Below are 25,411 nucleotides of genomic sequence, written 5' to 3' on the forward strand. Positions count from 1 at the left end.
CGGGCAGCGGATGCAGTTATGGTCACAATCCGTATAATGGCCGGCCTTTTCCCCATCGCCTGCGGCGCACGTGACAGAGATTCAACATGGCAGACATCAAACCCTATCAACATCAGGTCAACCCCGAAGCCTACCCAGCCCTGCTGGACGACAAAGCCGAGCGGTTACGACAGTTGTTTGCCGGATTTCAGCCACCCCAACTTGAGGTGCATGCCAGTGCGCCACAACATTTCCGCCTGCGCGCTGAGTTTCGTCTCTGGCACGAAGGTGAACGCTGTTTTTATGCCATGTCGGAGCCGGGTGACAAAAACACCAAATACGAAGTGTCTGACTTCCCCATCGCCAGCCAGCTGATCAACCAGCTGATGAAAAAACTGTTAGATGCCATAACAACGAACGATCTGTTACGCCGCCGGTTGTTTCAGGTGGAGTTTTTAACCACCCTCAGCGGCGACGCGCTGATCACACTGATTTACCACAAACAACTGGACGACAGCTGGCAGGCGGAAGCGGAAAAACTGCAACAGCAACTGGGTTTCCCGATTATTGGCCGGGCGCGTAAACAAAAGCGGGTGTTAGAGCGCGAGTACGTAACGGAACAGATAAACGTTGATGGCAAAACTTTCAGTTATCGTCAGATTGAAGGCGGCTTTACTCAACCGAATGGTGAAATGAATCAAACCATGCTCAGCTGGGCGCGCGATGCCTCCAGTGCTTTCCATGGTGATTTGCTTGAGTTGTACTGCGGCAACGGCAATTTTTCCATCGCCCTGGCGGATAAATACAACAAGGTTCTGGCCACTGAAATTTCAAAAACCTCCGTTTATGCCGCGCAGGAGAATATCCGCGCCAACCAGGTCGACAATGTCATTATTGCGCGTTTATCGAGCGAAGAGTTTGTTCAGGCTTTGCGTGGCGAGCGGCAGTTTTCAAGACTCGAGGGCGTTGACCTGAACGACTATCAGTTTAATACCGTACTGGTTGATCCACCGCGTGCCGGACTGGATGACGAATCGGTTAAACAGGTCCAGCAATACGACAATATTATTTATATTTCCTGCAACCCGAATACCTTGCACGATAATCTGGGCACGCTGAGCAAAACACACGATATCAAACGTTTCGCCCTGTTTGATCAGTTCCCTTACACCGACCACATTGAAACCGGCGTTGTGCTGGTTCGCAAAACCGGAGCCTGATCAGTATGTCTGACGCCAGCCAGCTTAACTTCAGCCAGCTTAACCTTAGCAAGGCACAAACCGATAACCTCAATAAACTGGGTTATCAAACCATGACCGACATCCAGGCCCAGGCATTACCACTGGCGCTGAATGGCAAAGACATTATTGCCCAGGCGAAAACCGGCAGCGGCAAAACTGCGGCATTTTCACTGGCGATTCTGGATAAGATTAATCCGCGTTTCTTTGGCGCCCAGGCACTGATCCTCTGCCCCACCCGGGAACTGGCCACTCAGGTGGCTCAGGAAATGCGCAAACTGGGGCGCCATATCGCCAACCTTAAAGTGGTGATTTTATCCGGCGGTCAGTCGATCGGACCACAAATCGGCTCACTGGCTCATGGAGCACACATAGTGGTCGGCACGCCCGGCCGCATTAAGGATCACCTGCGTAAAAAAACGCTGGAAATTGATCAGATTAAAACCCTGGTGCTGGACGAAGCTGACCGTATGTTAGACATGGGTTTTCGTGACGATATTGAAGATATTGCCGCGCATACTCCGGAACAACGTCAGACGCTGTTATTTTCTGCAACTTACCCGGACAACATCGAAAAACTGAGTAAGCATTTACAATATGAACCTCAGTCGATTCGTATTGCAGACACCCACGATCAGAAAAAAATTCAGCAGCAATTATTTATTTGCCCTCGTGGCGAAAAAACCGAAACACTGAAGAAAATACTCAGTTATTTCGACATTCAGCAAGCGGTGATTTTCTGCAATACCAAACAGGTGGTGCAGGAAGTGACCCAGGCACTGCAGGACTTGCGTTGCAGCGCCCTGGCGTTACAGGGAGATATGGATCAGAAAGACCGCGACCGGGTGCTGATTCGCTTTAAACAACAAAGCGCGAATTTTTTAATCGCCACCGATGTGGCCGCCCGTGGCCTGGACGTTGATAACCTGGAATACGTTATCAACTTCGACCTGCCACGCGATACCGACGTTTATGCCCACCGTATTGGCCGTACCGGCCGCGCCGATAAAACCGGCATCGCCATCAGCATCGCCAGCGATAAAGAACAGTATAAAGTGGATGCCATTAACCAGCATCCGGCCGGTGACCTGGTTGCCGAGCAAACCCTGACAGCTGAACAAGCCATTCAGATACAACCCATGCCGTATATCAGCCTGTGCCTGCAGGCCGGCCGTAAAGACAAGTTACGTCCGGGTGATATCCTCGGCGCACTGACCAACGGCCAGGGCGGCATTGACGGCAAAGCCGTGGGCAATATCGCCGTGCTGGACTACGTCGCCTATGTCGCAGTTGAGCGTGATCAGGCGAAAGCTGCGTTAGAACACTTACAGCAAAGCCGCATTAAAGGCCGTAAAATTAAAGTGCGTAAAGCGTAACAGCGCAGCGACCACGACCCGACTAAGCCGGCACCCGCCGGCTTATAAACAACACTAACAATCATAACCTTCCATACATTTAATCGTGTTATTTTGAATGGCGCTGATTCTGCTGGCGAGCTCAGATATGGCCTCACAACTGTGCGGCCCCGATACACTCAATCCATTAACGCTTAATGACATGCCACCGGCACCCTTGGCAGGCAGCATATTGACCCAGGAAATGGTATTTTCAGCCGGGTCCGGATAACAATAAACCGAATCCCACCGAGTAGAAAATACAAAAGTACCCTGCCCTTCCGGCTGCCAGATCAACGCCGAGTTTTCAGTTAACAGACTGGCCAGGCTGGCTGGAGTATCAAACAGCTGCGGCTTTCTCAGTACCCGTTGCGCGCGGCGAAGGGCGTTATCTTCTGCGCCAGCATGAGGGTTTTCCAGGTAATAGTTAGCAAGATAATAAGGCGTTTGCCGGCTACCGATCGCAACAATATCACGGGCGTAGCTTGCTGCGTTTGTATCAACCAATGAATGTTCGATCTGCTCTACGGCTTCAAGATACGGTTCAGCAAACAGGATTTCATTTTCCCAATCGATAAACAGAGCGGCAATGGAAACTGCCCCTTCTTCATTCTCCCGATAGCCACCGTAGGTCGATAACGTAACCCGAACATTTCCCGCCAGCCAATGCGTATTGTAAATAACCGACCCGCTGTTGGATGGATCCAGCGGATAGCTTAGCGGGTCAGGATTCTTTTCAGGCTCGCCCAACAGCTGGCTAATCGTGTTAACCCAGAACCCGGGATCAACCGTACTGGCATCGGCATCTGGCGCTGATAATTCATAGGACACCTGCAACACCGGAGCATCCTGCCGGGGAGCCCTGACGTTCACTTCAGTTACCCGGAAGCCAAAAGCGTCTTTGCATCGCGCGCGGAAATTTGACTGCCCGCCATAGCTACGAAGCAGCTTATCCTCTGTTATCAATTCACGGGCTTGTTTGAGAGTGAGTCCCCACGTCAGCTCAACAGCGTCTACAAAATAAGCACTGTCCGATAGTTTAGTCTCACTCATATCAGCTGATCCTTTATATAATTATTACCTATGCACCAGGCTTCAATTAAAACTTAGCCTGCCATCCAATGTTAACCCTAAGGACAGGAATATAAATAAAATCAATAAATTCTGGCATTGGACACCTCGTCAATTTGACGTTGGTGTCCGTTAAAACAGGGGAAGATCAGGCTCTTGCTGATTTTACTTGTTAGCTGCCTGTGCTTCGAAGGCTACTTTAGCTTTATTAAAGAACTCAACAAGGTTGGTTTCACTTACCTTGGTGTAGCTTATTTGCATTGAATTGAACAGATACCGGCCCTTTTCCGAGGGTTTATACAGCATTAAATTGCCAAGCAAGCGACCACCATTGCCCCATGCGCTGAGTATAAACTGCGCCGATTCGCCAAGATCGACAACAGCATATCCATCTTGGAAATTTACATCTTTTGAAGTGAAACAATTCTCAATATATTGTTCATGTTCGCTAAAAACAGACCAGCACCCGGAGAAATCATCGTTTATGATAAATCGCTCATACGAGCGCATATATTGATAGGAGTATGCTTCCCACTCACCTACGAGTACATTTCTATCCCAGCCTTCGCCCAATGCACTCCATGAAGAAAACATTAAGAAAAGTACGAGCAGCCTTCTCATATGATTATTCCTTGTTTACAACGATCCAACCCACGAAAAGTAGACGCCATTTCAGGAATACTTCTCGTGATATTCCCGTTCATACTAGAGCGTATGTCTTTGCTGAGCAACCGGTGCTGATGCTCACCGGAGCAATACTGAATTCCTTCAATTAAACTGAGCCGGACAGCTTTTACCTTAAGCTCATTTGAATATTGCCAGGTCTTCCTTAGCTGAGTATATTTGGGCATTAGACACCTCGTCAGTTTGACTTTGGTGTCCGTTAAAGCGGGGGAAGATCACAGTCCGGTGCCTTTACTTGTTATGTGATTGATATTTAAATAACGTTGCAGATTTTGGGGCATAATGCTCACCTTTGGGTTGGCTTTTAATAACCCAATATAATTTATCGCCAACCATCGTCAGCGCTGCGGTACCAGTTTTACTACTGTAACTCGTTGTGAACTCAAACTCAGAACCATCAAGGTCTATTGGAAAGGTATGTGCATGCTTCTTTGGAGAGCAATCGATACGTCTACCGGAAGCACCAACAGCACAATAGTAACCAGTTAATCCGTTATCTCCATTTTCTATTCGAATGGAAAAAGTATGCGAATCACTATTTTTTTCCCAGACCCACAAACCCTCTAATTCTTCAGCCAAGCTATAAACAGGCAAAGTTATCCAAATAAAAAAAATAAAAAACCTCATGATCTTCCTTTCACATAACGCCTTGCTCAGCGGCGAGTTAAGCTGGCGCTTTTTTTGCCGGGTTTATGGCAAAAAAAGTGACAGTTTGACGAGTCCGACTGCAGCAACTTGTTACATGCCGATAGATTAATCTTCATCTTCTTCATTTAAAAATTTTTGTAATGCCATTACTGCGTCATCACTTTCATCCCACTCGACATTTCCAGCTTTTAAGAGCTCAATCATCTTCCTTATTGAGTTTATTTTATGCAATAAATCTCTTAGAATTTGTGCCATATTCAATTGATTATAATCAAAATCCTCATATTGAATTATAACTTGCTTCATATTCCCATGATACTGATCCCAGTGCTCTTCAGGTCTTTCAGAATTTAGCGATCTTAAAAGGAATTCATCAGTTGATTCTTGATTCTCTTTCAATTCTAAATAGCTCTCTAATTCATCACGTTTTTCAAATGCGAGATATTTGAAAAATGATTCATTATAATGACCTACCCCTGTAACTCGATTAAACAAATCTTGTACAAGCTTATGAAGAAAATCAGCATACGAGCTAATAACCATATCTTTTTTGAAAGATTCAATCTCAAGTGAAGCTTTAGAGTGCATGAAACATAGGAGAGTATCAATATAGATGTCACCGTCAGATTTAATATCATTCAATAAGCTTAACTGAGCATCCCTATCAGAATAGAAATCACGTTGTTTTTTCTGAAGCCTTAGTTGTAATTCATTTATCAGCGAATTTGACGATTTTGACAGCTCTTCGCTTTTCGAAATCTTTAGTGATTCCTTACTGTAAGTTTTTGCATCTAGCCAGAAGTTATAAAGCGAGTTGTATGAGTTTAAAATAGCTTCATCATTATGCTTATTGTGTATACCATGCAATTTTTCAATCACGGGTGAGTAATCAACCAAAACATTGATTTCATTATTTACCGGTCGAAGCAAATCAAAGAACTCTGGAATATTCAAGCCTTCAGAAATATACCCGATTTGACCGTTAGTTTTTCTAACGCCTAAAAACAATTCTGATTTTTTCATGATTTATATATTCTCTATAATGCAGCACGATGCTGAATAGGCATGTAACAGCTTATTCGTATGCGTGCCTGATATTCTGGCGGGAGTCTTATGAGCTTGGCTGTGTAACTAACTGATTTCATTGAAAAACCTTCCTTAGCCAGACAATTCCTTCCAGAAAAGCGTGCGCGCACACTGTTTCGGCTACGGGATGCCTACTATCTTGTAAACCACATCCGTAAGCCACTGATTTCTTTAGTGTTTAAAATATCACCAGAGAGGAATGCGAGCAAGCACGAAAACAAACTTCAGCGTCATAGCTTAAGAATATGAATCAATACTGAATGTTTAAACAGAACCCCTTTACATTTGGTGAACCACCAGCCCACTGGATTTGCTTGCCTGAGTTGCCGGGTAACGAGCTGTTCCGTTTGTATCAGCACTGGGCCAGCGTTGGCACGGGCGCAGGTGTTTAAATTCGATGTGTTTACGAATGGTCGCACTGCGCTCAGCCAATTCATCAATAATCAGTCCGGCTTGAGGAAATCCTTCGTGGAAGAAATCTTTCATTACGTGTTTTGACAGCGCCATAACTCCGCAGAAAAAATGACCCGGAGTTATTCTTTCTTTTGCATCATTTGCGTCAGCATGACGCTCATTTTAGCGATAAAGGCCGGGTCTTCCTGCTCCATCACCCGGGTAATACCTTTATTCATCTCAGACTTGTTCTGACCATAAATCCAGCGGTTTTTGTTAAATTGAGCAGCAAAAGCCATCACGCCCTGATGTAACTCTTCACTATCTTTAAACACCGCTTCAATAACGTTATTGTCCAGCAGCTGCTGAGCCCCTACCCGCTCACCAGTCATCGCCAGACGGTTAAAATACTGCAACGGAATGGCTTTCTGAATCAACGGCAACATGGATGGGAAAAACGGTACCAGTACGTCCACTTCCGGGAAGCAGAAAAACCCTTTATCACTTTTCATAAACCGAAAATCGCAGGCACAGGCCAGCACCGAACCGTTGCCAAACGTGTGACCATTAAGCGCTGCAATAATCGGCAGCGGATAGTTGATCAGTCGTTTAAACAGGCCGGTAACGTCGTTCATAAACTGCGCATTCGCTGCGGCGTCGGTATCCGGCGCAGACATCCATTGCAGATCAATCCCTAACGACCAGTTTTTATCGGAAGCGGAGGTTAATACCACCGCTCCGATACGGGTATCGTCTTCAATCGTATCCAGGTGGCGATTAAAAGCCTCGACAAAATCCGGATTGTGACGGTTTTCGGCGCTGTTCATGGTCAGTACGGCCACTGAACCCTCACGGTTCAGGGTGATCAGATCGGTCATCAGGCATTCCCCGGAACAAATAAAACATAAGTGTATGGCAATACAGCGAATCAATCTTCACAACTTAATGACCCATCCGCACAGCAGGTTTTAACCCAGAGCCGGCAAAAAATATTGTTGCCACAGTTGCTGATAACGTTTTTTATGCCAGCCGATATGGCCAATCCGCTTCTGATTAACGTCCGCCGGACTGATCGTCACCAGCTGTTGTGGTGCATTGCAGAAAAAGCTGTGCAACATTTTGACGTTTTTCATCGACATCATGTCGTCGTCGGTAAAAGCCAGTGCGGTAATCGGGGTGGTTACCGCCGCAAAACGTTGCCGTAACCAGTCACCCTCATAGCCGATGGCGTATTCTTTTTTCAGGCACCAGCGCCGCCATTGCATAATCACACCTTTGGGCAGATTACACATAATCTTCAGTTTATCGCCGGGGAAATACCCCAATAACGGTACGGTAGCCGGCACCAGAAAATACCATAAAAACCAGGCCACCCGTTTGGTAGGCGCTGCGTTATACCACCAGGTGCCGGTACCTGCCCCCACGGTAATGGCATGATCAATCGCGGAGGTGTCGTCCATAAAGCCCAGCATATGAGCGCCGACACTGTGACCAATCCAGGTGATTGGCTGTTGCGGATAGTGTTGTTTAACAAAATCAAGCACGGCCGGGCAATCGTATTTCGCCCAGCTGAGTTTATCGCTGCGGCTGTATTTCACATGGCGGTCGACGGATAAGCCAATGCCGTCATAATCAAAGGTCACTACCTGATACCCCTGCTGTGTCAGCCACACGGCAAAGTCATCGTACAGGTACTGCGCCACACCGGTGGCCGGCGCGATCACACACACGCCTTTGTTGGCCGGTTCTGTGGCCGCCACACTGAAACTGCGGGCCACAATGGTGTGACCGGCGGCGGTGGTTAATGGATGTTGGGTAATTTCATGCTGCGACATAACGCGCCCCCGTAAATATTCGCTGGTTGCCAAGGGAAAAGGTAAAAGCCAGAAAACTAAAACCGTTTGATAATAAAATTTAAAAACTTCAGCACTGTGGTGATTTCTTCATCGCTGAAATGATCCGCAAAACCCTGATTCAGTTCATCGATATACGGGCCCAGTTGCTGTGCTTTCTGCAGCCCGGCCGCGGTCGCATACAACTGACTGGCACGACCGTCAGCAGCACTGCTTTTCCGTTCCAGCAACTGGTTATTTTCCATCCGCCGCACCAGGGTGGTAATGCCGGATTTATTCAGCGCCAGTGCCTGGGCCAGATCTTTCTGCTGGCAACCCGGCTGCTTGCAGACATACAACAAAGCCGCCAGCTGCGTCACCGGTGCATCCAGCTGTTGCTCGCACAATTTATCGACATGATTAAACAGTTTGCGCTGCGCCATGTTCAGCAAGAAAAAGAGTCGTTTATCCAAACCGATCACCAGCCATTTTATATAGTTTGTATACGAACTATATTGGTTCACATATAAACCATCAACCCAAATAATCACCTTTTGTTTATCAGCTGACCGCTGGCGCGTGTTTATTGCTTCAGCAGCAGACTGACGCTCATGGCGATACAGACAATCACCGTCATATAACGGATAAAATCCACGCCCTGCGTTACCGCTGTCGCGGCCCCCAGCCGAGCACCCAGCGCCTGACCTGCGGCCATGGCCAGGCCAATCTGGAACAGAATCTGGCCGGACACAATAAACACCAGCAGCGATACGATGTTGGTGGTGAAGTTCAGCAGCTTGGCATGGGCCGTGGCCTGCACCAGATTCATCGCGCGCAGCTTGCTGTAACCAAGGCTGAAAAAGGTGCCGGTTCCCGGGCCAAAAAAGCCGTCGTACACCCCGACTCCCGCCGCCACACTGGCGTTAAACGCCGCCGGTTTCAGTAGGGCTTTCTCACCGCCCTGGCCAAAGTTTTTTGCCAGCAATAAGTACACAGCAATGGCTATCAGGCCAAACGGCATCAGCTGCACCAGCAGCTCACTGTTAAACAGCTGAATGGCAATGGCGCCCACAACGGCCCCCAGCGCCGTTGCGACTATGGCCCACGTCTGTTGTCGCGGCGACACCAGCCCTTCGCGGACAAAAAAACGGGTCGCAGCAAAACTGCCAAAACAGGCCTGCAGTTTATTGGTAGCAATGGCCTGCACCGGTGGCACCCCGGCAAACAACAACGCCGGAATGGTCAGTAAACCGCCGCCGCCGGCGACGGCATCAATAAAACCGGCCAGCGCCGCAACGGCCCCCAGCAGCAGTAAAATTTCCCAACTGAGTTCTAACACATTATTCTCCAGAGACTGGCTGCATAATACGCGAATCCTGATCATAATCAGTATGAGGCAGCGGATTATCTGCCATGCTGTGACAACTTACGGGTAACCAGCAGTTATGACTTCCGATATCCATCACTATCACGACGGCTCACCACTGAATCGTTCCGAAACCGTCAAGCGCCAGCTGGAGCGGGATGCCGCACGGCTGTTTATGCGTGCCTACGAACAGCAACAGGGCACCCCGATGCGCAATATCTGGCACAACGAACCGGCCAAGCCGGATATTTCCTGCCATCTGAACGGCCAGCCGCTGGATCTGGAAGTGGCCCATTTATACGCCAGCGTCAGCGAAGCCAAATTACTGACTGCCGCCATCACCCGCCAGGTAGACAATAAACCTGCCAGCCACCCCTGCCGCAAAGAGCTTGAGCTGGCGCGCTATCTCGATGAGTTATTACACATCAATCGCGAGCAGCGCTTACAAACCGCACTGGGGCATATCCTCAGCCGTAAAGCACAAAAGCATTATCAGTCGCAACGCGTCTGGCTGGTGATCCGCAATGCCAGCCCGATCTGGCATGCGGACGACTTCCGCCGCTGTGTACCGTCACTGAGGCTGCAACCCCACCCGTTTGAACAGATCTGGCTGCTGCCGGATTTTGCCGGCCAGCAACCGCCGCTGCAGTTATTCTAAGCCGATCAAACATCACGAATACGACTTTTGGCCAGCCGCCACTACTTTTGGCCAGTAGCCACTAAGGGCTAATACCCGGATTTTCCAGTCTGTGAAACTGCGTACAAAATGTACAACTACGTAATCCCCTAAGCGAAAACACCTAATACCTTAGTGTAAATTTGCGACTAAGGTGTGAGCAGCTGCGCTCGTACATTGCCTTGCCCTTCTTTAAATTCGACCGTCTCGTTCAAACGTTAACAATAAATAAGGAGCCGAGTATGGCAATCGAACGTCAACACGGTGCAGAGCATCCCTATTGGCCGGCTGGTCCGTTCAAAATCCGCCTACCCTTTATTCATTACCGCTGGGAATTCCCGGAAATGATTCAGGGCTTCATCATGTTTGTGGTGGGCCTGGCGATGATTCCGTTGCTGCAGAAATATCTGGGCATGCCATACGAAGCCGCACTGGCTTTCACCTTTATCGCCGGTCTCGGTTATATCCTGCCGGCACTGTTGGGTGTGCCTATGGTGCCCGGCTGGATCACCCCGGCGATCCCGGTCGTCATTCTGTTCCTCGGTGGTTACGAGCCCGGGCCGGAAGCCATCAAAGCCATGTTTGCCCTGCAGATTGAAGTGACGTTAATTTTCCTGATTCTGGGGTTAACCGGCTGGGGCTCCAAACTGGTGAGTGTTATCCCGAACTCGCTGAAATCCGGTATTATTATCGGCGCCGGTATCGCTGCATTAATGGGTGAATTAAAAACCGGTGGCCGGTTGGACTCCACGCCTATTTCGCTGATCGCCGGTTCGATTGTTGCTGCTTATATTCTGTTTTCACTGTCGTTTAAAAACGTCCTGGAACAAAATGCTTTTGCCCGTAAAATTGCCAACTTCGGCATGGTTCCGGGTATGGCCGTCGCCATGATTGTTGGCTGGATTGTTGGTGAATACCCACTGCCGGACATCCAGTGGGGCATCACCAACCCGGACTTCGGTTTAATGGCTGATTACCTGATTTTTGCCACCGGCATGCCGGATATCGACATGTTCCTGCTGGCCATTCCAACTGCATTAATTGCTTATGTGATTGCCTTTGGCGACATCCTGGTTGGTCGTACACTGCTGGAGCGGGTCGATCGCGAACGTCAGGATGAAAAAATCGAAGTCAACGTTGACCGGGTGCATGTTGTCACCGCGATGCGTAACGCGCTGCATGCTTTTCTGGCCCCCTGGCCTGGTTTATCCGGCCCGCTGTTTACCGCAGTACACGCCACCGTGGCCGAACGTTATGCCATGGGCCGCAAAGCCATGGATTCCATTTACAGTGGTGCCGGTACCTTCTGGATCGCAGGCTTAATGGCACTGTTATGCCTGCCGCTGGTCACTATGTTTAAACCGGTGTTACCAATTGCACTGTCGCTGACGCTGATCCTGACCGCTTATATTTGTATTATGGTGGGCATGGAGCAGCTGAACAATCCAACCGAACGCGGCGTCGCCGGCATCGTTGCCGTCACGCTGGCGATGCCGGATCCGAAATCCACCGTGTATGCCATTATCATTGGTCTGGTGCTGTATTTCCTGATCGAACGGCCGAAGTTGCTGGGCAAACACGAAGCCGATCAGGAAGTTATTTTCTCCGGCGAAAAAGAGAACGAACAACAGGCGTCATAAATCTGTGCCTGATCGGATTCTGTCCGGTCACTGCCCCTGTGGCATTTGCCACGGGGGCTTTTTTATGTCTGCTTTTTTTGTCTGGCGTCAGGCCAGCGGCAAACGCTGCCGCACCAAAAGGAGCCATTAGTAACACCCAGCGCTGACTGGATGCATCGGCAAACAACGCCATGAGGTATTTACCAACTGGCTGCAATCACAGCTGGCTGAGGCTGACTGAGAGTCACACCAAACGCCGTACCAGACGTAAGGTCAGCGGCACAGCCAGCAGCCGGCCGGCAAAGCCCGCGATGCTGAATCCCAACACACCCAACAAGGCGATGGCGGCCGCCAGCAAACTGAGCAGATTGTCGTACTGTTGTGCCAGCGGTGATACCGTAAGGCCCAGCATCAGCAGCATAAAAACCAGCACCAGAGTTAATAAAAAGTCACTCAGGTGCAGGGTATTCGCAGCGGCCAGGCGGCAATCGGCAAACCGGCACAAGCCATAAAAAACCGGTAACGCCAGCAATGGATTTAATGGCGACAGCAACCCCAATAACAACACCACCAGCGGCAACAGCCCGGCAATACATCGTTCCCTGAGTGATATCACCACAACACCTCGGTTATCCGCTTGTTTAATAATCGCTGTACGGATAAATGGCTTCGGCATAAAGCTGCAGATCCTGAATCCACTGCAACTTCAGCGGTTCATCCGCCACCTGTTGCGCTGCCAGCTGCAGCTCATGAGCAAACCGTTCGTAATTCAGCAGCGGAGAGCCGGCAATGCCCTGCAACAGCCGCGCCTGGCGGTGTTGCTCCCAACGCTCGCGCTCATTTTCATTCAGGGTATCGGGGTAGTTACGGGCGCGATAGCGGAATAACATTTCTTCACCACGGCTATCGGCGAACGGAGCCGGCCAGTCAGCCAGGTCCCAGTCGGATAAACGATGCAGATCGTTCATGGCACTTTTATCCTGAGCGGAAAAAAAGCCATCGTATAATTTGGCATCAACATCACTGGCCGCTGCAAAGTCACGACCGGAGAAGACCTGATGCAGCTTGGCTGTGATATCCGGCGCGTTTTTAATCTGCGCCAGATGAGTACGCAACACCTCACCAGATAAATTCCAGCGTTCCGCCTGATCCGGCGTCAGAGTTTTGGCCGGCGCCAGCACCGGGGCTTTATTAATATGCACTTCTTTTAACGGTAAGCGGCTGACACCGTCGGGTAATTCATCATTTTTAACGAATAACCGCTGCTGAATCTGTTCCGCCGTCAGCTCAAACAACGGCGTCGGGTCCTGATGCAGGTCGTAGACGATCACACTGTTTTTATTGCTCGGGTGCCAGCATAACGGCACCACTACCGCCATACAGCCCTGCTCCACCGGATACATGCCCGATACGTGCATCAAGGGTTTATGCTGATTAACATCAATCAGCTCAGCGACCCGTTGTTTGCTGCGCTGCTGATACAGGTAATTAAACAGTTTGGGTTGTTTATCTTTAATCAGACGGGCCAAAGCAATGGTGGCGCGTACATCAGACACTGCATCGTGCGCGCTGCCATGATCCAGGCCGTTAGCAGCCGTTAAATGTTCCAGCTTAAAGCTGATCCGGCCGTCGTCATTTTCCGGCCAGTTAATACCGTCCGGGCGTAACGCATAAGCACAGCGGGCAACGTCTAATAAATCCCAGCGACTGTTGCCGCCCTGCCACTCACGGGCGTATGGGTCGTAAAAATTACGATATAAGGTGTAACGTGTCACTTCGTCGTCAAAACGAATGCTGTTATAACCGGCACTGCAGCTCCCGGGGACCGAAAACAACTCATTAATGCGGCGGATAAATTCGGTTTCCGGCAGGCCTTTTTGCTGGCAATCCTGAGGTGTAATACCGGTAATTAATACCGCTTGCGGGTGGGGCAGATAATCGTCGGCGGGTTTGCAGAATAATTCCACCGGCGCTTCGATTTCGTTCAGATCTTCATCGGTGCGGATGGCGGCGAACTGTGCCGGACGGTCCCAGGCGGGGCTGGCACCAAAGGTTTCGTAGTCGTACCAGACGATACTGCTGCTCACTGAATAGTCCTCTTCCGGTTTCGCTGCCAGCAGCAGCGAAACCCGGTATTGCTGTGTTATCCGCCCTGGGCAGATTGATAAGGTATGGTTGCGGCCTGGCCGCGTAAAAACTGAGCCGCATCCCGTGCACTCTGAACCGGCAGTTCTTCCATCGGCATATGACCCACCCCTTCGTAGGTGATCACCTGAGCGTTTGGCAGATCCTGGCGGAAACGTTCCATCACGGTTAACGGCACCCACTGATCTTCTTCGCCCCACAATAACAGGGTCGGCGTGCGAATGTCTCTGACGCGGTCGCCCAGCTGCGGGTTATGGCTCTGTTCTTTCATGGTGCGGAACACGTTCACCAGACCTTTGCGGTTGCCCGGACGTAACGTCAGGTCGTGGTAACGTTTCACCAGCTGATCACTAACCTTGTCCTCATCACCGTAAGCATCGTGAATATTCGACGACACAATAAATCGTGGCATCATCAGGGTGCTCATTTCACCGATAACCGGCAACGCGGCAAAGTTCATAATAAACGGCATATCCTGCGGATAACCGGCCGCGTCGATCAGAATCAGTTTTTCGATCCGGTCCGGCCGGTGTAAGGCATAATTCCAGGCGATATACCCGCCCAGCGAATTGCCCGCCAGCGCCGCTTTGCGAACGCCGATTTTATTCAGGAATTTATCCAGTTTATCCACCATATAACCGATCTGATAACGCTCCAGCTTCGGATCGGGCCCGGTCAGGCCGTGGGCGGGTAAATCAATACGGATAATACGGTAGCGGTCTTTCAGCTGTTCGGTCCAGCCATCCCAGGTATGCAGTGACGACGCCACCCCGTGTAACAATACCAGTACCGGGCCCTGGCCTTCGTCGCGGTAATGGATCACCAGATCGTCCACCGCCTGAAAGCGGGACGCATCATTGGTGTAATTGGTCGTCAGTTCAGACAACGGACGCGAGCCCATGCCTAACGACGCACAGCCAGTGGTTACCAGAAACAGGCTGAACAGCAGCAGAAACTTGGTGATTTTCATGGGATTCCCCAAACGGTCTTATTATTGTCGTGGTTCTGGCCATTCATATGGCCGATACAGCGCGACTTTAGCACATCCGGCATTGGCTTGTATCCGTTTAACCCTCTTCCCCTTTGTCACGTCCTCTGTAAAATGAGGCCGCATTTTGTGACATCTGCTATGGAATCTTTTGATGGCGTTATTAAGCAAGTTATTTAAACCCAAATGGCAACACCAGAACCCGGATGTACGCCGTCAGGCCATCGCCGACCTCAGGTCTGATGACCAGCTGCTGACCTTTATCCACGCAGAACCACTGGCCGAATTACGCGACATCGCGGTGCGCCTGATCCGGTCGCATGCCGAACTGGAGAAACTGCTGGGCCACAACCAGCCGGACGTACGCGAGTCGGCACGCCAGCACTGGCTGGGGCAATTACTGAACGGCCATACCAGCCTGGAGCAGATTCACGATAACCCGACGCTGATCCGTATCGCCTCACTCACTGACGACCAGCAACAACGACTGGAAGCCGTTGGCCGCATCAGCGATCAGGACGAACGGTTGCAACTGGCGATGCACAACCCGGTTGCCAAAGTCCGGCTGGCCGCTGCTGAAGGCATCAGCGACAACGATAAACTGCAACAGTTACTGCACCATGCCCAGGGCAAAGACAAAGCCGTTTACCGCTTATGCAAAGACCGCCTGAACGCCAGCAAAGCCGAGCGTGAAGCACAACAGGCAACCCTTGCACGTATCAACGCCCTGCTGGCCAATGCCGAACAGTTAAACCGCCTGGGTTACAACCCGGAATTTAACGGCCGCTATCAGGTGATCAGCAAAGAATGGCAGAGCCTGGAACAACAAGCCTCGGGCGAGCAACAGGCAGCCATGCGGCAACAGCTGCAACAGGCACAGGCCACCCTCAGCCAACATGCCGACGAAGAAGCACGCCAGGCCGCTGCCGCCCAACAGGCACAGCAGGCAAAACAGCAACAGGCGGCGTTATTACAGCAGCTGCAGACGTTACTGGACGACAGTGGCAACACGGATAACGCTGCCAGTGACGAACGACAACACACCATCGAGCAACTGGAGTACGACTGGCGCACCGCCGCTCAGGCCCATAAAGCCAGCAGCGACGACAACCGCCGGTTTGAAAATCAGTTACAGCAACTGCTCAGCATTCACACCAGCCTGAGCCATTATCAGGAAAATCAACAGGCGCTGCATGACTGGCTCGACCAACCTCTGCCAGGCGATATGCGTGGCCTGAGCCAGCTGCGCAATCAGGCGCAGCAATGGCAAAAACACTATCACTGGCCAGCCGCTATCAGCGCTCCGGCCTGGCTGGCCGCCATCGCCACCAGGCAGCAACAGGCCAGCGACGCGCTGGAAGAACTGGCGAAACAACAAAAAAGCCGGCTGAAAACCATCGATGAACAGCTGCAGAAACTGGAACAGGCGCTGACCGACGGCCACGCCAAAGACGCCAGCAAACTGCAACACCAGTTACAACAGAATCTGCGCCAGGTCGACAACAAGGTCGCTCAGGAGCAACAACGCAAAGCCAAAGCACTGGCGGCACAACTGAGTGAAATGCGTGACTGGCAGGGGTTTGCCATCACCCCGAAAAAAGAAGCATTAATTGCTGCAATGGAAGCCTTAATCGACGCCAATATCGACCCAGCAGCATTGGCCGACCAGATTCATACCCTGCAGGAAGAGTGGAAAGCGCTGGGCAGCGCTCAGCCCGACCACGACTTATGGCAGCGTTTTCAGGCCGCTGGAGACAAAGCGTTTGAACCATGCCGCGACTATTTTGCGCAACTGGCAGAACAACGCCAGCAGTTTGTCGCAGCCCGCCAGGCATTAACCGCCGAACTGATCAGCTACGAACAACAACTCGACTGGGATAACGCCGACTGGAAAGTGGTACAAAAAACCCTGGATGCCGCGCGTGATGCTTTCCGCCAGTATTCCCCGGTGGAGCGCGCCGCTCACAAAGAAACCCAGAAAGCATTCCAGGCGGCCTGCGATGCGATTTATGCCCACCTGCAGGCAGAATACGGCCGCAATCTGGACGCCAAAGGCGAACTGGTACAACAGGCAGAAAGTCTGATTGAGCAGGACGATTTATCCGCCGCCATCGACCGGGTAAAAACCCTGCAGCAACAGTGGCAGCAAATAGGTGTCACGCCACGCAATCCGGATCAGAAACTGTGGAAACAATTCCGCAGCGCCTGCGACGCCATTTTTGCCCGCCTCGACAGCGAAAAAGCGCAGCGTAAAGCGGTGCTTAACAATGCCGTTGAAAGTGCCGAAAAAATTGTGGCTGATGCAGAAACCCTGATCACCCAGGAACTGGCCGACAGCGCAGCGATTGCTGATGCGCAAAATGCGCTGGCAGAATTTAAACAGCAGTTTGCCGCCATTGAACTGCCCAGAAGCGCCCATCAGCGGCTGGTTAAAAAACTGCAGGCGGTCGACAACTCACTGAATGACCAACGCCGGCAACTGCAACAGGCGGCAGAAAAAGCCCGCTGGAATGGGTTAATTGATCGCCTGAACGCCATCGCCGCTAACGATAGCGATGCCTTTGCCGCCGCTGCGGAATTGCCGGCAGGCTACCCTGCTGCACTGTTTGAACAAGCGCTGACAGGCCAGTTAACCAGCACAGCCGATGCACAGGATGTGGTGATTAACCTGGAAGTACTGGCCGATGTCGAATCACCAGACAGTGATAAAGCACGCCGTATGGAATTACAGGTACAGAAACTGGCCCAGGGCCTGGGTCAGGGGTTAAGCAAAGACGCTGAGCGCCAGCAACTGGTTGAGCAATGGCTGCAAGCACAGCGCAGCGAAGCATTACACAGCCGCTTTATTGCGGCGTTAAAAGCCAGCCTGTAAAACAGCTTAACAATAACCTTTCGGCCGCCGCTGTTGTTCAGCGGCGGCTTTTTTATGCCGTTCAAGCATCAGATTTCCGTCAGCCGCTGCTGGTAAGCCCGGGCAATACAGTCATTATCACGGCACTGATTGCGTTGCCTGAGCCAACTCAGTTGCCGTTGTTTAAGCTGTTTTTTATCCTGTTCCGTCACGGCCTGACTGCGGGCCTGGCGATAACGCCAGCTTAATTGCCGGTCATAGGCAGCCAGACCGGCATCATCACACAGCCGCTGCTCAACATCATTTCCGGCTCTGGCGCAGTTAAACCCTGGCGTAATCGTTGACTGCCCGGAGTGCAAAAATTGCGGCGCAATTAATGCCAGATAATCGCGGTAGTTATCGGCACTCAGGTGGGGATTCATCGGCAAATAACGATTCCCCAGCAAATAGTGCAGCGGGCTCAGGCCTGCGCTGTCGCGCACCGCAAATGACACACCGCGCTGCTGCAACAGGCGGATCAGCGCCAGCTCGCCATTCGCCGCAGCGTACATCGCCACACTGCGCTGACTGTGACGCAACGGCGTCCGGTCATTCCCTTCCACCCGCGCCTCAATATCCGCCCCCGCATCCAGCAACAGACGTACCGACTGCAGCTGATTCATCTGCACCGCAACATGCAGCGCGGTTTTACCGATCGCATTGGCATAATGAATATCGGTGGTTGGATTATTACGTTCTGTCCCTTGTGTAAGCGCCGTCGCGCTGTTCTTTTTTGCTAATAACGTCTGCAATACCGCCGGGCGCTGTACCGCCATCATTAATAACGAGTCCGGCTGTCCTAACAGCCACCAATAACCCGCGTAATAGCGCATTGAGATACGACTCTGTGGCAACTCGGCAATATCCTGCACCCCGGCCAGGCGTTCGATAATCTGCCGGTCGGAGATATCCGATACCAGCCAATCCCGTAAGCCGTGTGCCCCGGGCTGCCCCCAGTGCCCTTCCTCCACCACCGACCATAATGCTGCCCGGGCCGTTGCCGCTGCCCGCTTTTGCGGCACGTTAAAATACCGCTGATAATGTTGCGCCAGATCCGCCAGCGCCTGATCGTAACTGGCAGCAATACGGTTAAAGAGCGCCCGATTGGTTAAATTCAGTAATGACCAGCTGGCAAACGGATAGCCGGATTTTTCGCTCAGCGCTGGCAATAAGCCGGGAAATAACTGCAGTTTTTTGCGGGCAATGGCCCGGCTTTTGGCGTGAGCATGACGGATGGAGCCCTGATGATTATTCAGCCAGTCAGCAATGGGCTGTTCGGTTAATGTCAGATATTGCGTCACCGATGGCGGCAGCGGGTAATCCGTTAAGCGACAATCGGATCGTGGTAATGACACATCGTAAGTACTGCCAAACAGCGGCGCTTCAGCGCGTAACAAAAACGGCGCCTGCAACACCACGCCGCAGGGAATAACAAAACCCGGTCCGGACGCCAGCGCTAACGACACCAGGTATTGCAGCATACGCTGATCAGAGCCATCGTAAGGGCCGGATATTAAGCGTTTATTAGCTGCCAGCACTTCCCTTGGGTATTGCGCCAGAGGCCATTGCTGATCCATTTGCTGGCGCAGCTCTGACAACAGCGTCACGATCTCATCCCGGCGCTGCGGCTGATAGACGTGCAACATCAGCGCGTACAACAAGCGCGCCTGTGGCTCCGGCTGTGACGCTAACTGACTCATTAAAGGTTGCGGTTCGAACGACGGAAATGCATCCGCGCCGGCGGGAGCTTCGTCTACCGTAGCCCGCGTCTGCAGCCGGGAATGAATCAGGTCTTGCAGGCCACGGCCGCTGGCCAGTTCAACGGCCGCCACATAACGCTGTAAATAACCGGCCTGAGCAGGCCGCCCGGTCGTCAGCGGTTGCGGGCAATCAAATGCCAGCCGCCGATCCAGCCCGGCCAGGGCTAACGCGGCAGCACGACTGTCCAGCGCAAAGGCATCAAGCGCCAGATCCGCATGTTGCGTTAACAACTGACAGGGGTAATACAGCGTCAGCCGCGGCAATAACGCCTCACGGAACGAAAACTGTTGCTGCTGCAACGCATCAGCAGCACGCTGAAACAGCGCCGCCAGATACAGCGCCCGCATATTCAGTGCCGCCGGGGAAAAGCGCTTATCCGCCACCCAGTCTGCGAATTCTGCCATCTCCTGTGGGCGCAATTGCAGGGTTTGCAACAACCAGTCCCCATGCTCCTGCTGAACCAGGCTGAGCTGCTGTTGCAAGCGTTGTTGCTGCTGCGTAAACGCCCGCTGATAGACATCCTCCGGGCTGCTGAACTGCCCGCTGGCGCGATAATAACGAATCGCCACAGCCAGCTCAGAATCACCGGCAATGGCATGTTGGGTCACCAGATCAGCCAGCCGCGGGCGGTTTTCGGCCGCCAGACAAAGTGTGTTAGCAGACCCCAGCAGTGTGGCAAACAGCAGCATGATTACCGCGTGATAACAACGCGCCATACCTTCCTCCCTGAAAAAACAGTTAATTCTCTCAGACTGCTGACAAAGTCCAGCAGCCTCTTTCATTGCAGATAAATCCCCACTAATAACTCAAAACAAGCAGAGTTTTACCTTGGTATCTCCACCCCAAAGGGGTGGAGATGTAAATTAGCAGGATTTAAATAATAGGGGTTTTTCATCAAGCTGAATTAACTCAGTTATTCATCAGCTTGTTTACGGATTAAAAAACGATAAACCCCGTCATTTTCTTCACTGAGCACCATTTGCTGATCGAGAAAACTGCAGAATTTTAAGAAGTCGCGTTTGGTCGAAGGGTCTGTCGCCAGAATTTCCACCACGTCGCCGAGCTGCATATCGCGGATAATATTGTGCAACATCATCACCGGCTCCGGACAGAATAACCCCTGAGCATCGAGTTTATGAGTGGTGGTAACGTCGTTCATAAAGCTGAAAACACCTGTCAAAAATTAATCGTCAGCACGCTGTACGGCGGCTGGTTTTGCGCTGATCAGTTGTTGCTGAATCGCCAGCCAGACCACCACCATCGCCATCATACAAAGCAGTGCCGCCAACACAAAATGGGCGTTATAACCGAGCAAACTGGCACTTAGCCCCGACCACGCCCCGGCGATTAAACCGGCAATCACCACCACACAGCTCTGCAAAGCATAATCGGCTGCGGCACAGTGCTCCCGGCAACGATCCATCATCACGGTAAATAATGCTGCGGTTGCCATACCACCGGCCAGATGTTCAAGCACCACCGCCTGATACACCGGATACAGGGCTTTGCCATCAATCGCCAGGTAACTGAGCAACGCCAGCGCTTCCAGCAGCAAAAACCCCAGCAACGCCGTCTGCCGCCCCAGCTGCTGAACCAGCCAGCCGCCCAGCAAGGCTCCGGCCAGACCGGCAGCAAAACCAACCGTACCCAGTATCAGCCCCAGTTCATCCAGACCGAAGCCCTGATCCACCAGCATAGGCCGGATCATCTGGGTACCGAAGGCATCGCCGAATTTAAACAAAAAGATCATCATCAGCCAGAGTGCAGCACCGGGCTGACGGAAAAACTCCAGCCATAACGGCCACAACGGCTGATCATCCACCTGGTGCCGGCGCGGCTGAAAGCGCCACAAAGGTAAGGTGCCGGCTACCATCACCAGCGCCAGCAACAGCAATGCGCCCTGCCAGCCAAACCAACTGAAAAACGCCACCAGCACACCACCGGCGAGCACCATACCAATACGATAACCGGCCACCTGCACGCCGTTACCCAAACCGCGTTCGCCAGGCTTAAGATTTTCCACCGCTAACGCATCGGTAGCGATGTCCTGTGTGGCGATCAGAAAATTGAGCAGCAATAACAGACAGACAAACAGCCACAGGTTTTGCTGCACCCAGAACTCCACCGGCTGCAGCGCTATCACTAACAACAGTGCCGCAGCGCTATAATTCATCAGTAAAATCCAGCTGCGGCGGTATTCATCACGATACAGACTGACTTTATCCAGCAGTGGCGCCCAGATAAATTTCACCGCCCAGGGCAAAGCCACCAGCGACATCAGACCGATCAGCGTCAGATCCAGCCCCTGCTCGCGCATCAGTACCGGCATCGCCTGACCAAAAAAACCATGCGGTAAGCCCTGCACCAGATACAGAAAAATCAGCGCGATCCATTTATTCATAAATAATCCGGTCCGTTATCAATAACCAAGATGTGCGCATCTTAACGGAAGCCTGCGCCAAAAAAACCCGGACATAAAAAAACCCGCTGTTACCAGCGGGTTCAACGGCGCTTTTGCGCTTCTTCTATATTGCTTTGGTGAGAGTAGCAATACTGTGGTGAACGCCTGAATTACGCTTCAGGGCGTTCCAGAATGGCCACGGCGCCCTGGCCGCCGGCAGCACAGATCGAGATCAGGCCACGGCCGGAGCCTTTTTCTTCCAGCATTTTCGCCAGTGAAGACACAATACGACCACCGGTTGCTGCAAATGGGTGACCGGTTGCAATCGAAGAACCACGGACGTTCAGCTTACTGCGGTCAATAGCACCCAGTGGTTTATCACGGCCCAGTTTTTCTTTGCAGAATTTCTCGTCTTCCCAGGCTTTCAGCGTCGAGGCCACCACGCCGGCGAAGGCTTCGTGGATTTCGTAAAAATCGAAGTCCTGCAGCGTCAGGCCAGCACGATCCAGCATGGTCGATACCGCATAAGCCGGTGCCATCAGCAGGCCTTCGGCGTCTCTACCAACAAAGTTCACCGCTGCGGTTTCATAGAAACTCAGGTAAGCACGTACCGGCAGGTTGTGTTCTTTAGCCCATTCTTCAGACGCCAGCAGCACGACTGAGGCGCCGTCAGTCAGTGCCGAAGAGTTAGCCGCCGTCAGCGTGCCTTTACCGGATTTTTTATCAAATGCCGGTTTCAGGGTGGCCATTTTTTCCAGATTCGGCTCACGTGCTGAATTGTCTTTTTCCAGCCCCTGGAACGGCGTTACCAGATCATCGAAGAAACCCTCTTCGTAGGACCGCAACAAATTAGTGTGTGAGTTAAAAGCAATCTGATCCTGCTCTTCCTGACCGATGCCCCACTCTTTCACGGTGATTTCAGTGTGCTCACCCATGGACATATTGGTACGTGGTTCACCGTTACGCGGTACCAGCGGTGCCAGGTGCTTAGGACGGATCTTAGCCAGCAGCTTCAGGCGTTCTCCGGTGGTTTTGGCACGATTTACGTCAAGCAGGATCTTACGCAGGCCTTCAGACACACCAATTGGCGCATCCGAGGTGGTATCAGAACCACCGGCAATACCGACCTCAATCTGACCCAGCGCAATTTTGTTCGCAACCTGCATACAGGCTTGCAGACCAGTGGCACAGGCTTGCTGAATATCGGTCGCCGGTGTCATAGGATCTAACGCAGTCCCCAGCAGAGTTTCGCGGGCCAGGTTAAAGTCGCGGCTGTGTTTGATCACCGAACCGGCCACAAATTCGCCGATCTTTTCACCTTGCAGGTTGTAGCGGTTGACCAGGCCGTTCAGCGCAGCGGTCAGCATGTCCTGGTTTGAAGCATAAGAATAAACGGTGTTGGAGCGGGCAAAAGGAATACGGTTACCGCCAATAATGGCAACGCGGCGTACAGTCTGGGTCATGTCAGAATCCTGAATAGTACCAAGGATGATAAAAATCTAAGCGGGCAAAATAAAAACCTCTGCTTATACAGACCGCAGTCTAACTTTCCTGCCCGTTCAGGCATTGGCTGAACTGACAGTCAGCGCCCGGCCACTGGTCAATTTAACTGTCAGCGCTTATTGCTGTAATCTGCCTCCCGGCGCTGTATCACAGTCACATCACTCGCGCCCGGCTGTTCGCCTGAAGAACCAGAAACACATTGCTGAACTCAAACGCATAACGGAAACGACCATGAGTAATTTTTACGAATCCATGCTGAACAACAACATCGGCCGTAACCTGCTGAAAACCGTTGGTTTGCCAACCCCGATCGAGCTGAAACGTTACCGCGCCGATCAGCCAACCTACTTCGAAGGCAAAGTGCTGGTTGGCGCCAGCGACAACGCCGCGCTGCTGAACGACATCATGCGCAACCTGAAAGACGCCGATGCCAGCGTGTGTTACCAGGCCAATGCGCACACCGCTGCGGCTATCGTCGCCGCGGCTGAAACCAATGGCGTTAAAGCGCTGGGTGTTGAAGTTTCCAAAAACATGACCGACAAATTCGATGCCTTTGTCTTCGACGCCTCCGGTTTTGCTCAGGCCAGTGACCTGGACCAGCTGTACACCTTTTTCAGCCCGGTGATGCGGAAACTGAACAGCAACGGCCGGGTCATTACCCTGGGTCGTCCACACCTGAAAGCCAGCAGCGGTGAACAAGCGGCTGCCATGCGTGCGCTGGAAGGTTTCTCACGCTCAGTGGCCAAAGAGATTGGCAAAAAAAGCGCGACGTCTCAGGCAATTTTTGTTGAGCAAGACGCCGAAGCGAACCTGGACGCAGCATTCCGCTTTGTTATTTCCGCTAAGTCCGCTTACGTTGACGGCCAGGTGATTACGGTTCGTAAAGCCGAACAGGTCAGCTACCCGGACTGGCACAAACCGCTGGCCGGTAAAGTCGCACTGGTCACCGGTGCATCGCGCGGTATCGGCGAATCCATCGCCCGTACTCTGGCCCGGGATGGCGCTCAGGTACTCGGCCTGGATATTCCACCGGCCGAAGCCGATCTGAACCGTGTCATGGCCGAAATCGGTGGCGACGCACTGCTGGGCGATATTTCCTCGGCCGAAGCACCGCAACAGATTTCCGACAAACTGAAAGCGATGGGCGGTGCGGATATCGTGGTTCACAACGCCGGTATCACACGCGACAAAACCCTGGCCAATATGCCGGAACACTGGTGGCAAATGACCATCGACATCAACCTGGCAGCGGAAGAACGTATTAACCATGCCTTGTTTGAACACGGCACCCTGAACAAGGGTGGCCGAATTATCTGCGTATCGTCCATGAATGGCATCGCCGGCCAGGTCGGCCAGACCAACTACGCCGCCTCAAAAGCCGGCGTGATTGGTTACGTTCAGTACATGGCTGACGAACTGGCGGCCAACAACATCACCATCAACGCCGTCGCGCCGGGCTTTATCGAAACCGCGATGACCGACGCTATCCCGTTTATGACCCGCGAAGTAGGTCGTCGCCTGAACTCACTGTCCCAGGGCGGTAAGCCGGTCGATGTGGCCGAAACCATCGCCTTCTTTGCTAACCCGGCTGCCAGTGGTGTCAGTGGTAATGTTGTGCGTGTCTGCGGCCAGTCGCTGGTTGGCGCCTGATACTGTTCCCCGCCGTCACGGCATTTTTTATCAGGCCGGCTCTTCCGGCCTGATAAAAAACTCTTTAACCTGCGCTGACATTTAAAA

Annotated in this window: 22 protein-coding genes; 6 read left to right on the forward strand and 16 right to left on the reverse strand. The window is 52.0% G+C overall.

Going from position 1 to position 25,411, the window contains the following annotated elements; translation table 11 throughout:
• Positions 1 to 86 precede the first annotated feature (86 nt).
• Both trmA and dbpA read left to right on the forward strand, forming a co-directional pair.
• Positions 87 to 1,199 carry a tRNA (uridine(54)-C5)-methyltransferase TrmA gene (gene trmA, locus ACFOMG_RS11775; protein WP_376866874.1) on the forward strand — a complete coding sequence of 371 codons (1,113 nt, stop codon included), beginning with the start codon at positions 87 to 89 and terminating at the stop codon, positions 1,197 to 1,199.
• A 5-nt stretch (positions 1,200 to 1,204) separates the two neighbouring features.
• On the forward strand, positions 1,205 to 2,593 hold the full coding sequence (gene dbpA / locus ACFOMG_RS11780; RefSeq protein ID WP_376866875.1) for an ATP-dependent RNA helicase DbpA: 1,389 nt from the start codon (positions 1,205 to 1,207) through the stop codon (positions 2,591 to 2,593).
• A 54-nt stretch (positions 2,594 to 2,647) separates the two neighbouring features.
• Here the strand turns inward: dbpA and ACFOMG_RS11785 are convergent, their stop codons facing one another.
• The 9 genes from ACFOMG_RS11785 to ACFOMG_RS11825 form a co-directional block, all read right to left on the reverse strand.
• Positions 2,648 to 3,664 (reverse strand): hypothetical protein, encoded by a 1,017-nt coding sequence (locus ACFOMG_RS11785; RefSeq protein ID WP_376866876.1) that lies wholly within the window; start codon positions 3,662 to 3,664, stop codon positions 2,648 to 2,650.
• 183 nt (positions 3,665 to 3,847) lie between these two features.
• Positions 3,848 to 4,303 (reverse strand): hypothetical protein, encoded by a 456-nt coding sequence (locus ACFOMG_RS11790; RefSeq protein WP_376866877.1) that lies wholly within the window; start codon positions 4,301 to 4,303, stop codon positions 3,848 to 3,850.
• A gap of 294 nt (positions 4,304 to 4,597) precedes the next feature.
• The gene (locus ACFOMG_RS11795; protein ID WP_376866878.1) at positions 4,598 to 4,993 is read right to left on the reverse strand and encodes a hypothetical protein; all 396 of its coding nucleotides are present in this window, start codon (positions 4,991 to 4,993) and stop codon (positions 4,598 to 4,600) included.
• 126 nt (positions 4,994 to 5,119) lie between these two features.
• Complete coding sequence (locus ACFOMG_RS11800) at positions 5,120 to 6,037, reverse strand: hypothetical protein (protein WP_376866879.1); 918 nt, start codon at positions 6,035 to 6,037, stop codon at positions 5,120 to 5,122.
• Positions 6,038 to 6,379: 342 nt separating this feature from the next.
• A complete protein-coding gene (locus ACFOMG_RS11805) occupies positions 6,380 to 6,607 on the reverse strand; it encodes a hypothetical protein (protein WP_376866880.1) in 228 nt (75 codons plus the stop codon).
• Positions 6,608 to 6,633: 26 nt separating this feature from the next.
• Positions 6,634 to 7,371 carry an enoyl-CoA hydratase/isomerase family protein gene (locus ACFOMG_RS11810; protein ID WP_376866881.1) on the reverse strand — a complete coding sequence of 246 codons (738 nt, stop codon included), beginning with the start codon at positions 7,369 to 7,371 and terminating at the stop codon, positions 6,634 to 6,636.
• Positions 7,372 to 7,461: 90 nt separating this feature from the next.
• Positions 7,462 to 8,328 (reverse strand): alpha/beta hydrolase family protein, encoded by an 867-nt coding sequence (locus tag ACFOMG_RS11815; protein ID WP_376866882.1) that lies wholly within the window; start codon positions 8,326 to 8,328, stop codon positions 7,462 to 7,464.
• Positions 8,329 to 8,384: 56 nt separating this feature from the next.
• The gene (locus ACFOMG_RS11820) at positions 8,385 to 8,798 is read right to left on the reverse strand and encodes a MarR family winged helix-turn-helix transcriptional regulator (protein WP_376866883.1); all 414 of its coding nucleotides are present in this window, start codon (positions 8,796 to 8,798) and stop codon (positions 8,385 to 8,387) included.
• Between the two features lie 110 nt (positions 8,799 to 8,908).
• A complete protein-coding gene (locus tag ACFOMG_RS11825) occupies positions 8,909 to 9,664 on the reverse strand; it encodes a TSUP family transporter (protein ID WP_376866884.1) in 756 nt (251 codons plus the stop codon).
• Between the two features lie 106 nt (positions 9,665 to 9,770).
• Between ACFOMG_RS11825 and ACFOMG_RS11830 the strand changes: the two genes are divergently transcribed.
• Both ACFOMG_RS11830 and ACFOMG_RS11835 read left to right on the forward strand, forming a co-directional pair.
• Entirely contained in the window at positions 9,771 to 10,349 is a 579-nt protein-coding gene (locus ACFOMG_RS11830; RefSeq protein ID WP_376866885.1) for a hypothetical protein, read from the forward strand.
• A 260-nt stretch (positions 10,350 to 10,609) separates the two neighbouring features.
• A complete protein-coding gene (locus ACFOMG_RS11835; RefSeq protein ID WP_376866887.1) occupies positions 10,610 to 12,007 on the forward strand; it encodes a solute carrier family 23 protein in 1,398 nt (465 codons plus the stop codon).
• A 223-nt stretch (positions 12,008 to 12,230) separates the two neighbouring features.
• On the opposite strand, the gene ACFOMG_RS11840 is transcribed toward ACFOMG_RS11835, so the two are convergent.
• From ACFOMG_RS11840 to ACFOMG_RS11850, 3 genes are read right to left on the reverse strand one after another with little or no spacing between them, the layout of a single operon-like run.
• Entirely contained in the window at positions 12,231 to 12,662 is a 432-nt protein-coding gene (locus ACFOMG_RS11840) for a hypothetical protein (protein WP_376866888.1), read from the reverse strand.
• Positions 12,628 to 14,073, reverse strand: a complete 1,446-nt coding sequence (gene sbcB / locus ACFOMG_RS11845; RefSeq protein ID WP_376866889.1) for an exodeoxyribonuclease I — start codon at positions 14,071 to 14,073, stop codon at positions 12,628 to 12,630. Before sbcB ends, ACFOMG_RS11840 begins: the two co-directional genes overlap by 35 nt.
• Positions 14,074 to 14,129: 56 nt before the next feature.
• Entirely contained in the window at positions 14,130 to 15,101 is a 972-nt protein-coding gene (locus ACFOMG_RS11850) for an alpha/beta fold hydrolase (protein ID WP_376866890.1), read from the reverse strand.
• A gap of 172 nt (positions 15,102 to 15,273) precedes the next feature.
• Between ACFOMG_RS11850 and ACFOMG_RS11855 the strand changes: the two genes are divergently transcribed.
• Entirely contained in the window at positions 15,274 to 17,991 is a 2,718-nt protein-coding gene (locus tag ACFOMG_RS11855) for a DUF349 domain-containing protein (RefSeq protein WP_376866891.1), read from the forward strand.
• A 68-nt stretch (positions 17,992 to 18,059) separates the two neighbouring features.
• Here the strand turns inward: ACFOMG_RS11855 and ACFOMG_RS11860 are convergent, their stop codons facing one another.
• The 4 genes from ACFOMG_RS11860 to ACFOMG_RS11875 all read right to left on the reverse strand — a co-directional run bounded on the left by ACFOMG_RS11860 (position 18,060) and on the right by ACFOMG_RS11875 (position 23,634).
• Positions 18,060 to 20,486, reverse strand: a complete 2,427-nt coding sequence (locus tag ACFOMG_RS11860) for an ankyrin repeat domain-containing protein (RefSeq protein WP_376866892.1) — start codon at positions 20,484 to 20,486, stop codon at positions 18,060 to 18,062.
• Between the two features lie 197 nt (positions 20,487 to 20,683).
• Complete coding sequence (gene tusA, locus ACFOMG_RS11865) at positions 20,684 to 20,929, reverse strand: sulfurtransferase TusA (RefSeq protein ID WP_376866893.1); 246 nt, start codon at positions 20,927 to 20,929, stop codon at positions 20,684 to 20,686.
• Positions 20,930 to 20,953: 24 nt separating this feature from the next.
• A complete protein-coding gene (locus tag ACFOMG_RS11870) occupies positions 20,954 to 22,171 on the reverse strand; it encodes an MFS transporter (protein ID WP_376866894.1) in 1,218 nt (405 codons plus the stop codon).
• A 170-nt stretch (positions 22,172 to 22,341) separates the two neighbouring features.
• Complete coding sequence (locus ACFOMG_RS11875; RefSeq protein ID WP_376866895.1) at positions 22,342 to 23,634, reverse strand: acetyl-CoA C-acetyltransferase; 1,293 nt, start codon at positions 23,632 to 23,634, stop codon at positions 22,342 to 22,344.
• Between the two features lie 271 nt (positions 23,635 to 23,905).
• Here ACFOMG_RS11875 and ACFOMG_RS11880 point away from each other — a divergent pair, with 271 nt between their 5' ends.
• Positions 23,906 to 25,324 carry a 3-oxoacyl-ACP reductase gene (locus tag ACFOMG_RS11880; protein WP_376866896.1) on the forward strand — a complete coding sequence of 473 codons (1,419 nt, stop codon included), beginning with the start codon at positions 23,906 to 23,908 and terminating at the stop codon, positions 25,322 to 25,324.
• Positions 25,325 to 25,411: the final 87 nt, after the last annotated feature.

The sequence above is a fragment of the Bacterioplanoides pacificum genome, from assembly GCF_042648445.1.
Lineage (GTDB): Bacteria > Pseudomonadota > Gammaproteobacteria > Pseudomonadales > Oceanobacteraceae > Bacterioplanoides > Bacterioplanoides pacificum.

Bases quoted from the DNA above. Each gene is read 5' to 3' on its own strand.
- trmA (WP_376866874.1), top strand. From the start codon at position 87: ATGGCAGACATCAAACCCTATCAACATCAGGTCAACCCCGAAGCCTAC.
- dbpA (WP_376866875.1), top strand. From the start codon at position 1,205: ATGTCTGACGCCAGCCAGCTTAACTTCAGCCAGCTTAACCTTAGCAAG.
- ACFOMG_RS11785 (WP_376866876.1), bottom strand. From the start codon at position 3,664: ATGAGTGAGACTAAACTATCGGACAGTGCTTATTTTGTAGACGCTGTT.
- ACFOMG_RS11790 (WP_376866877.1), bottom strand. From the start codon at position 4,303: ATGAGAAGGCTGCTCGTACTTTTCTTAATGTTTTCTTCATGGAGTGCA.
- ACFOMG_RS11795 (WP_376866878.1), bottom strand. From the start codon at position 4,993: ATGAGGTTTTTTATTTTTTTTATTTGGATAACTTTGCCTGTTTATAGC.
- ACFOMG_RS11800 (WP_376866879.1), bottom strand. From the start codon at position 6,037: ATGAAAAAATCAGAATTGTTTTTAGGCGTTAGAAAAACTAACGGTCAA.
- ACFOMG_RS11805 (WP_376866880.1), bottom strand. From the start codon at position 6,607: ATGGCGCTGTCAAAACACGTAATGAAAGATTTCTTCCACGAAGGATTT.
- ACFOMG_RS11810 (WP_376866881.1), bottom strand. From the start codon at position 7,371: ATGACCGATCTGATCACCCTGAACCGTGAGGGTTCAGTGGCCGTACTG.
- ACFOMG_RS11815 (WP_376866882.1), bottom strand. From the start codon at position 8,328: ATGTCGCAGCATGAAATTACCCAACATCCATTAACCACCGCCGCCGGT.
- ACFOMG_RS11830 (WP_376866885.1), top strand. From the start codon at position 9,771: ATGACTTCCGATATCCATCACTATCACGACGGCTCACCACTGAATCGT.
- ACFOMG_RS11835 (WP_376866887.1), top strand. From the start codon at position 10,610: ATGGCAATCGAACGTCAACACGGTGCAGAGCATCCCTATTGGCCGGCT.
- ACFOMG_RS11840 (WP_376866888.1), bottom strand. From the start codon at position 12,662: ATGCCGAAGCCATTTATCCGTACAGCGATTATTAAACAAGCGGATAAC.
- ACFOMG_RS11850 (WP_376866890.1), bottom strand. From the start codon at position 15,101: ATGAAAATCACCAAGTTTCTGCTGCTGTTCAGCCTGTTTCTGGTAACC.
- ACFOMG_RS11855 (WP_376866891.1), top strand. From the start codon at position 15,274: ATGGCGTTATTAAGCAAGTTATTTAAACCCAAATGGCAACACCAGAAC.
- ACFOMG_RS11860 (WP_376866892.1), bottom strand. From the start codon at position 20,486: ATGGCGCGTTGTTATCACGCGGTAATCATGCTGCTGTTTGCCACACTG.
- tusA (WP_376866893.1), bottom strand. From the start codon at position 20,929: ATGAACGACGTTACCACCACTCATAAACTCGATGCTCAGGGGTTATTC.
- ACFOMG_RS11870 (WP_376866894.1), bottom strand. From the start codon at position 22,171: ATGAATAAATGGATCGCGCTGATTTTTCTGTATCTGGTGCAGGGCTTA.
- ACFOMG_RS11875 (WP_376866895.1), bottom strand. From the start codon at position 23,634: ATGACCCAGACTGTACGCCGCGTTGCCATTATTGGCGGTAACCGTATT.
- ACFOMG_RS11880 (WP_376866896.1), top strand. From the start codon at position 23,906: ATGAGTAATTTTTACGAATCCATGCTGAACAACAACATCGGCCGTAAC.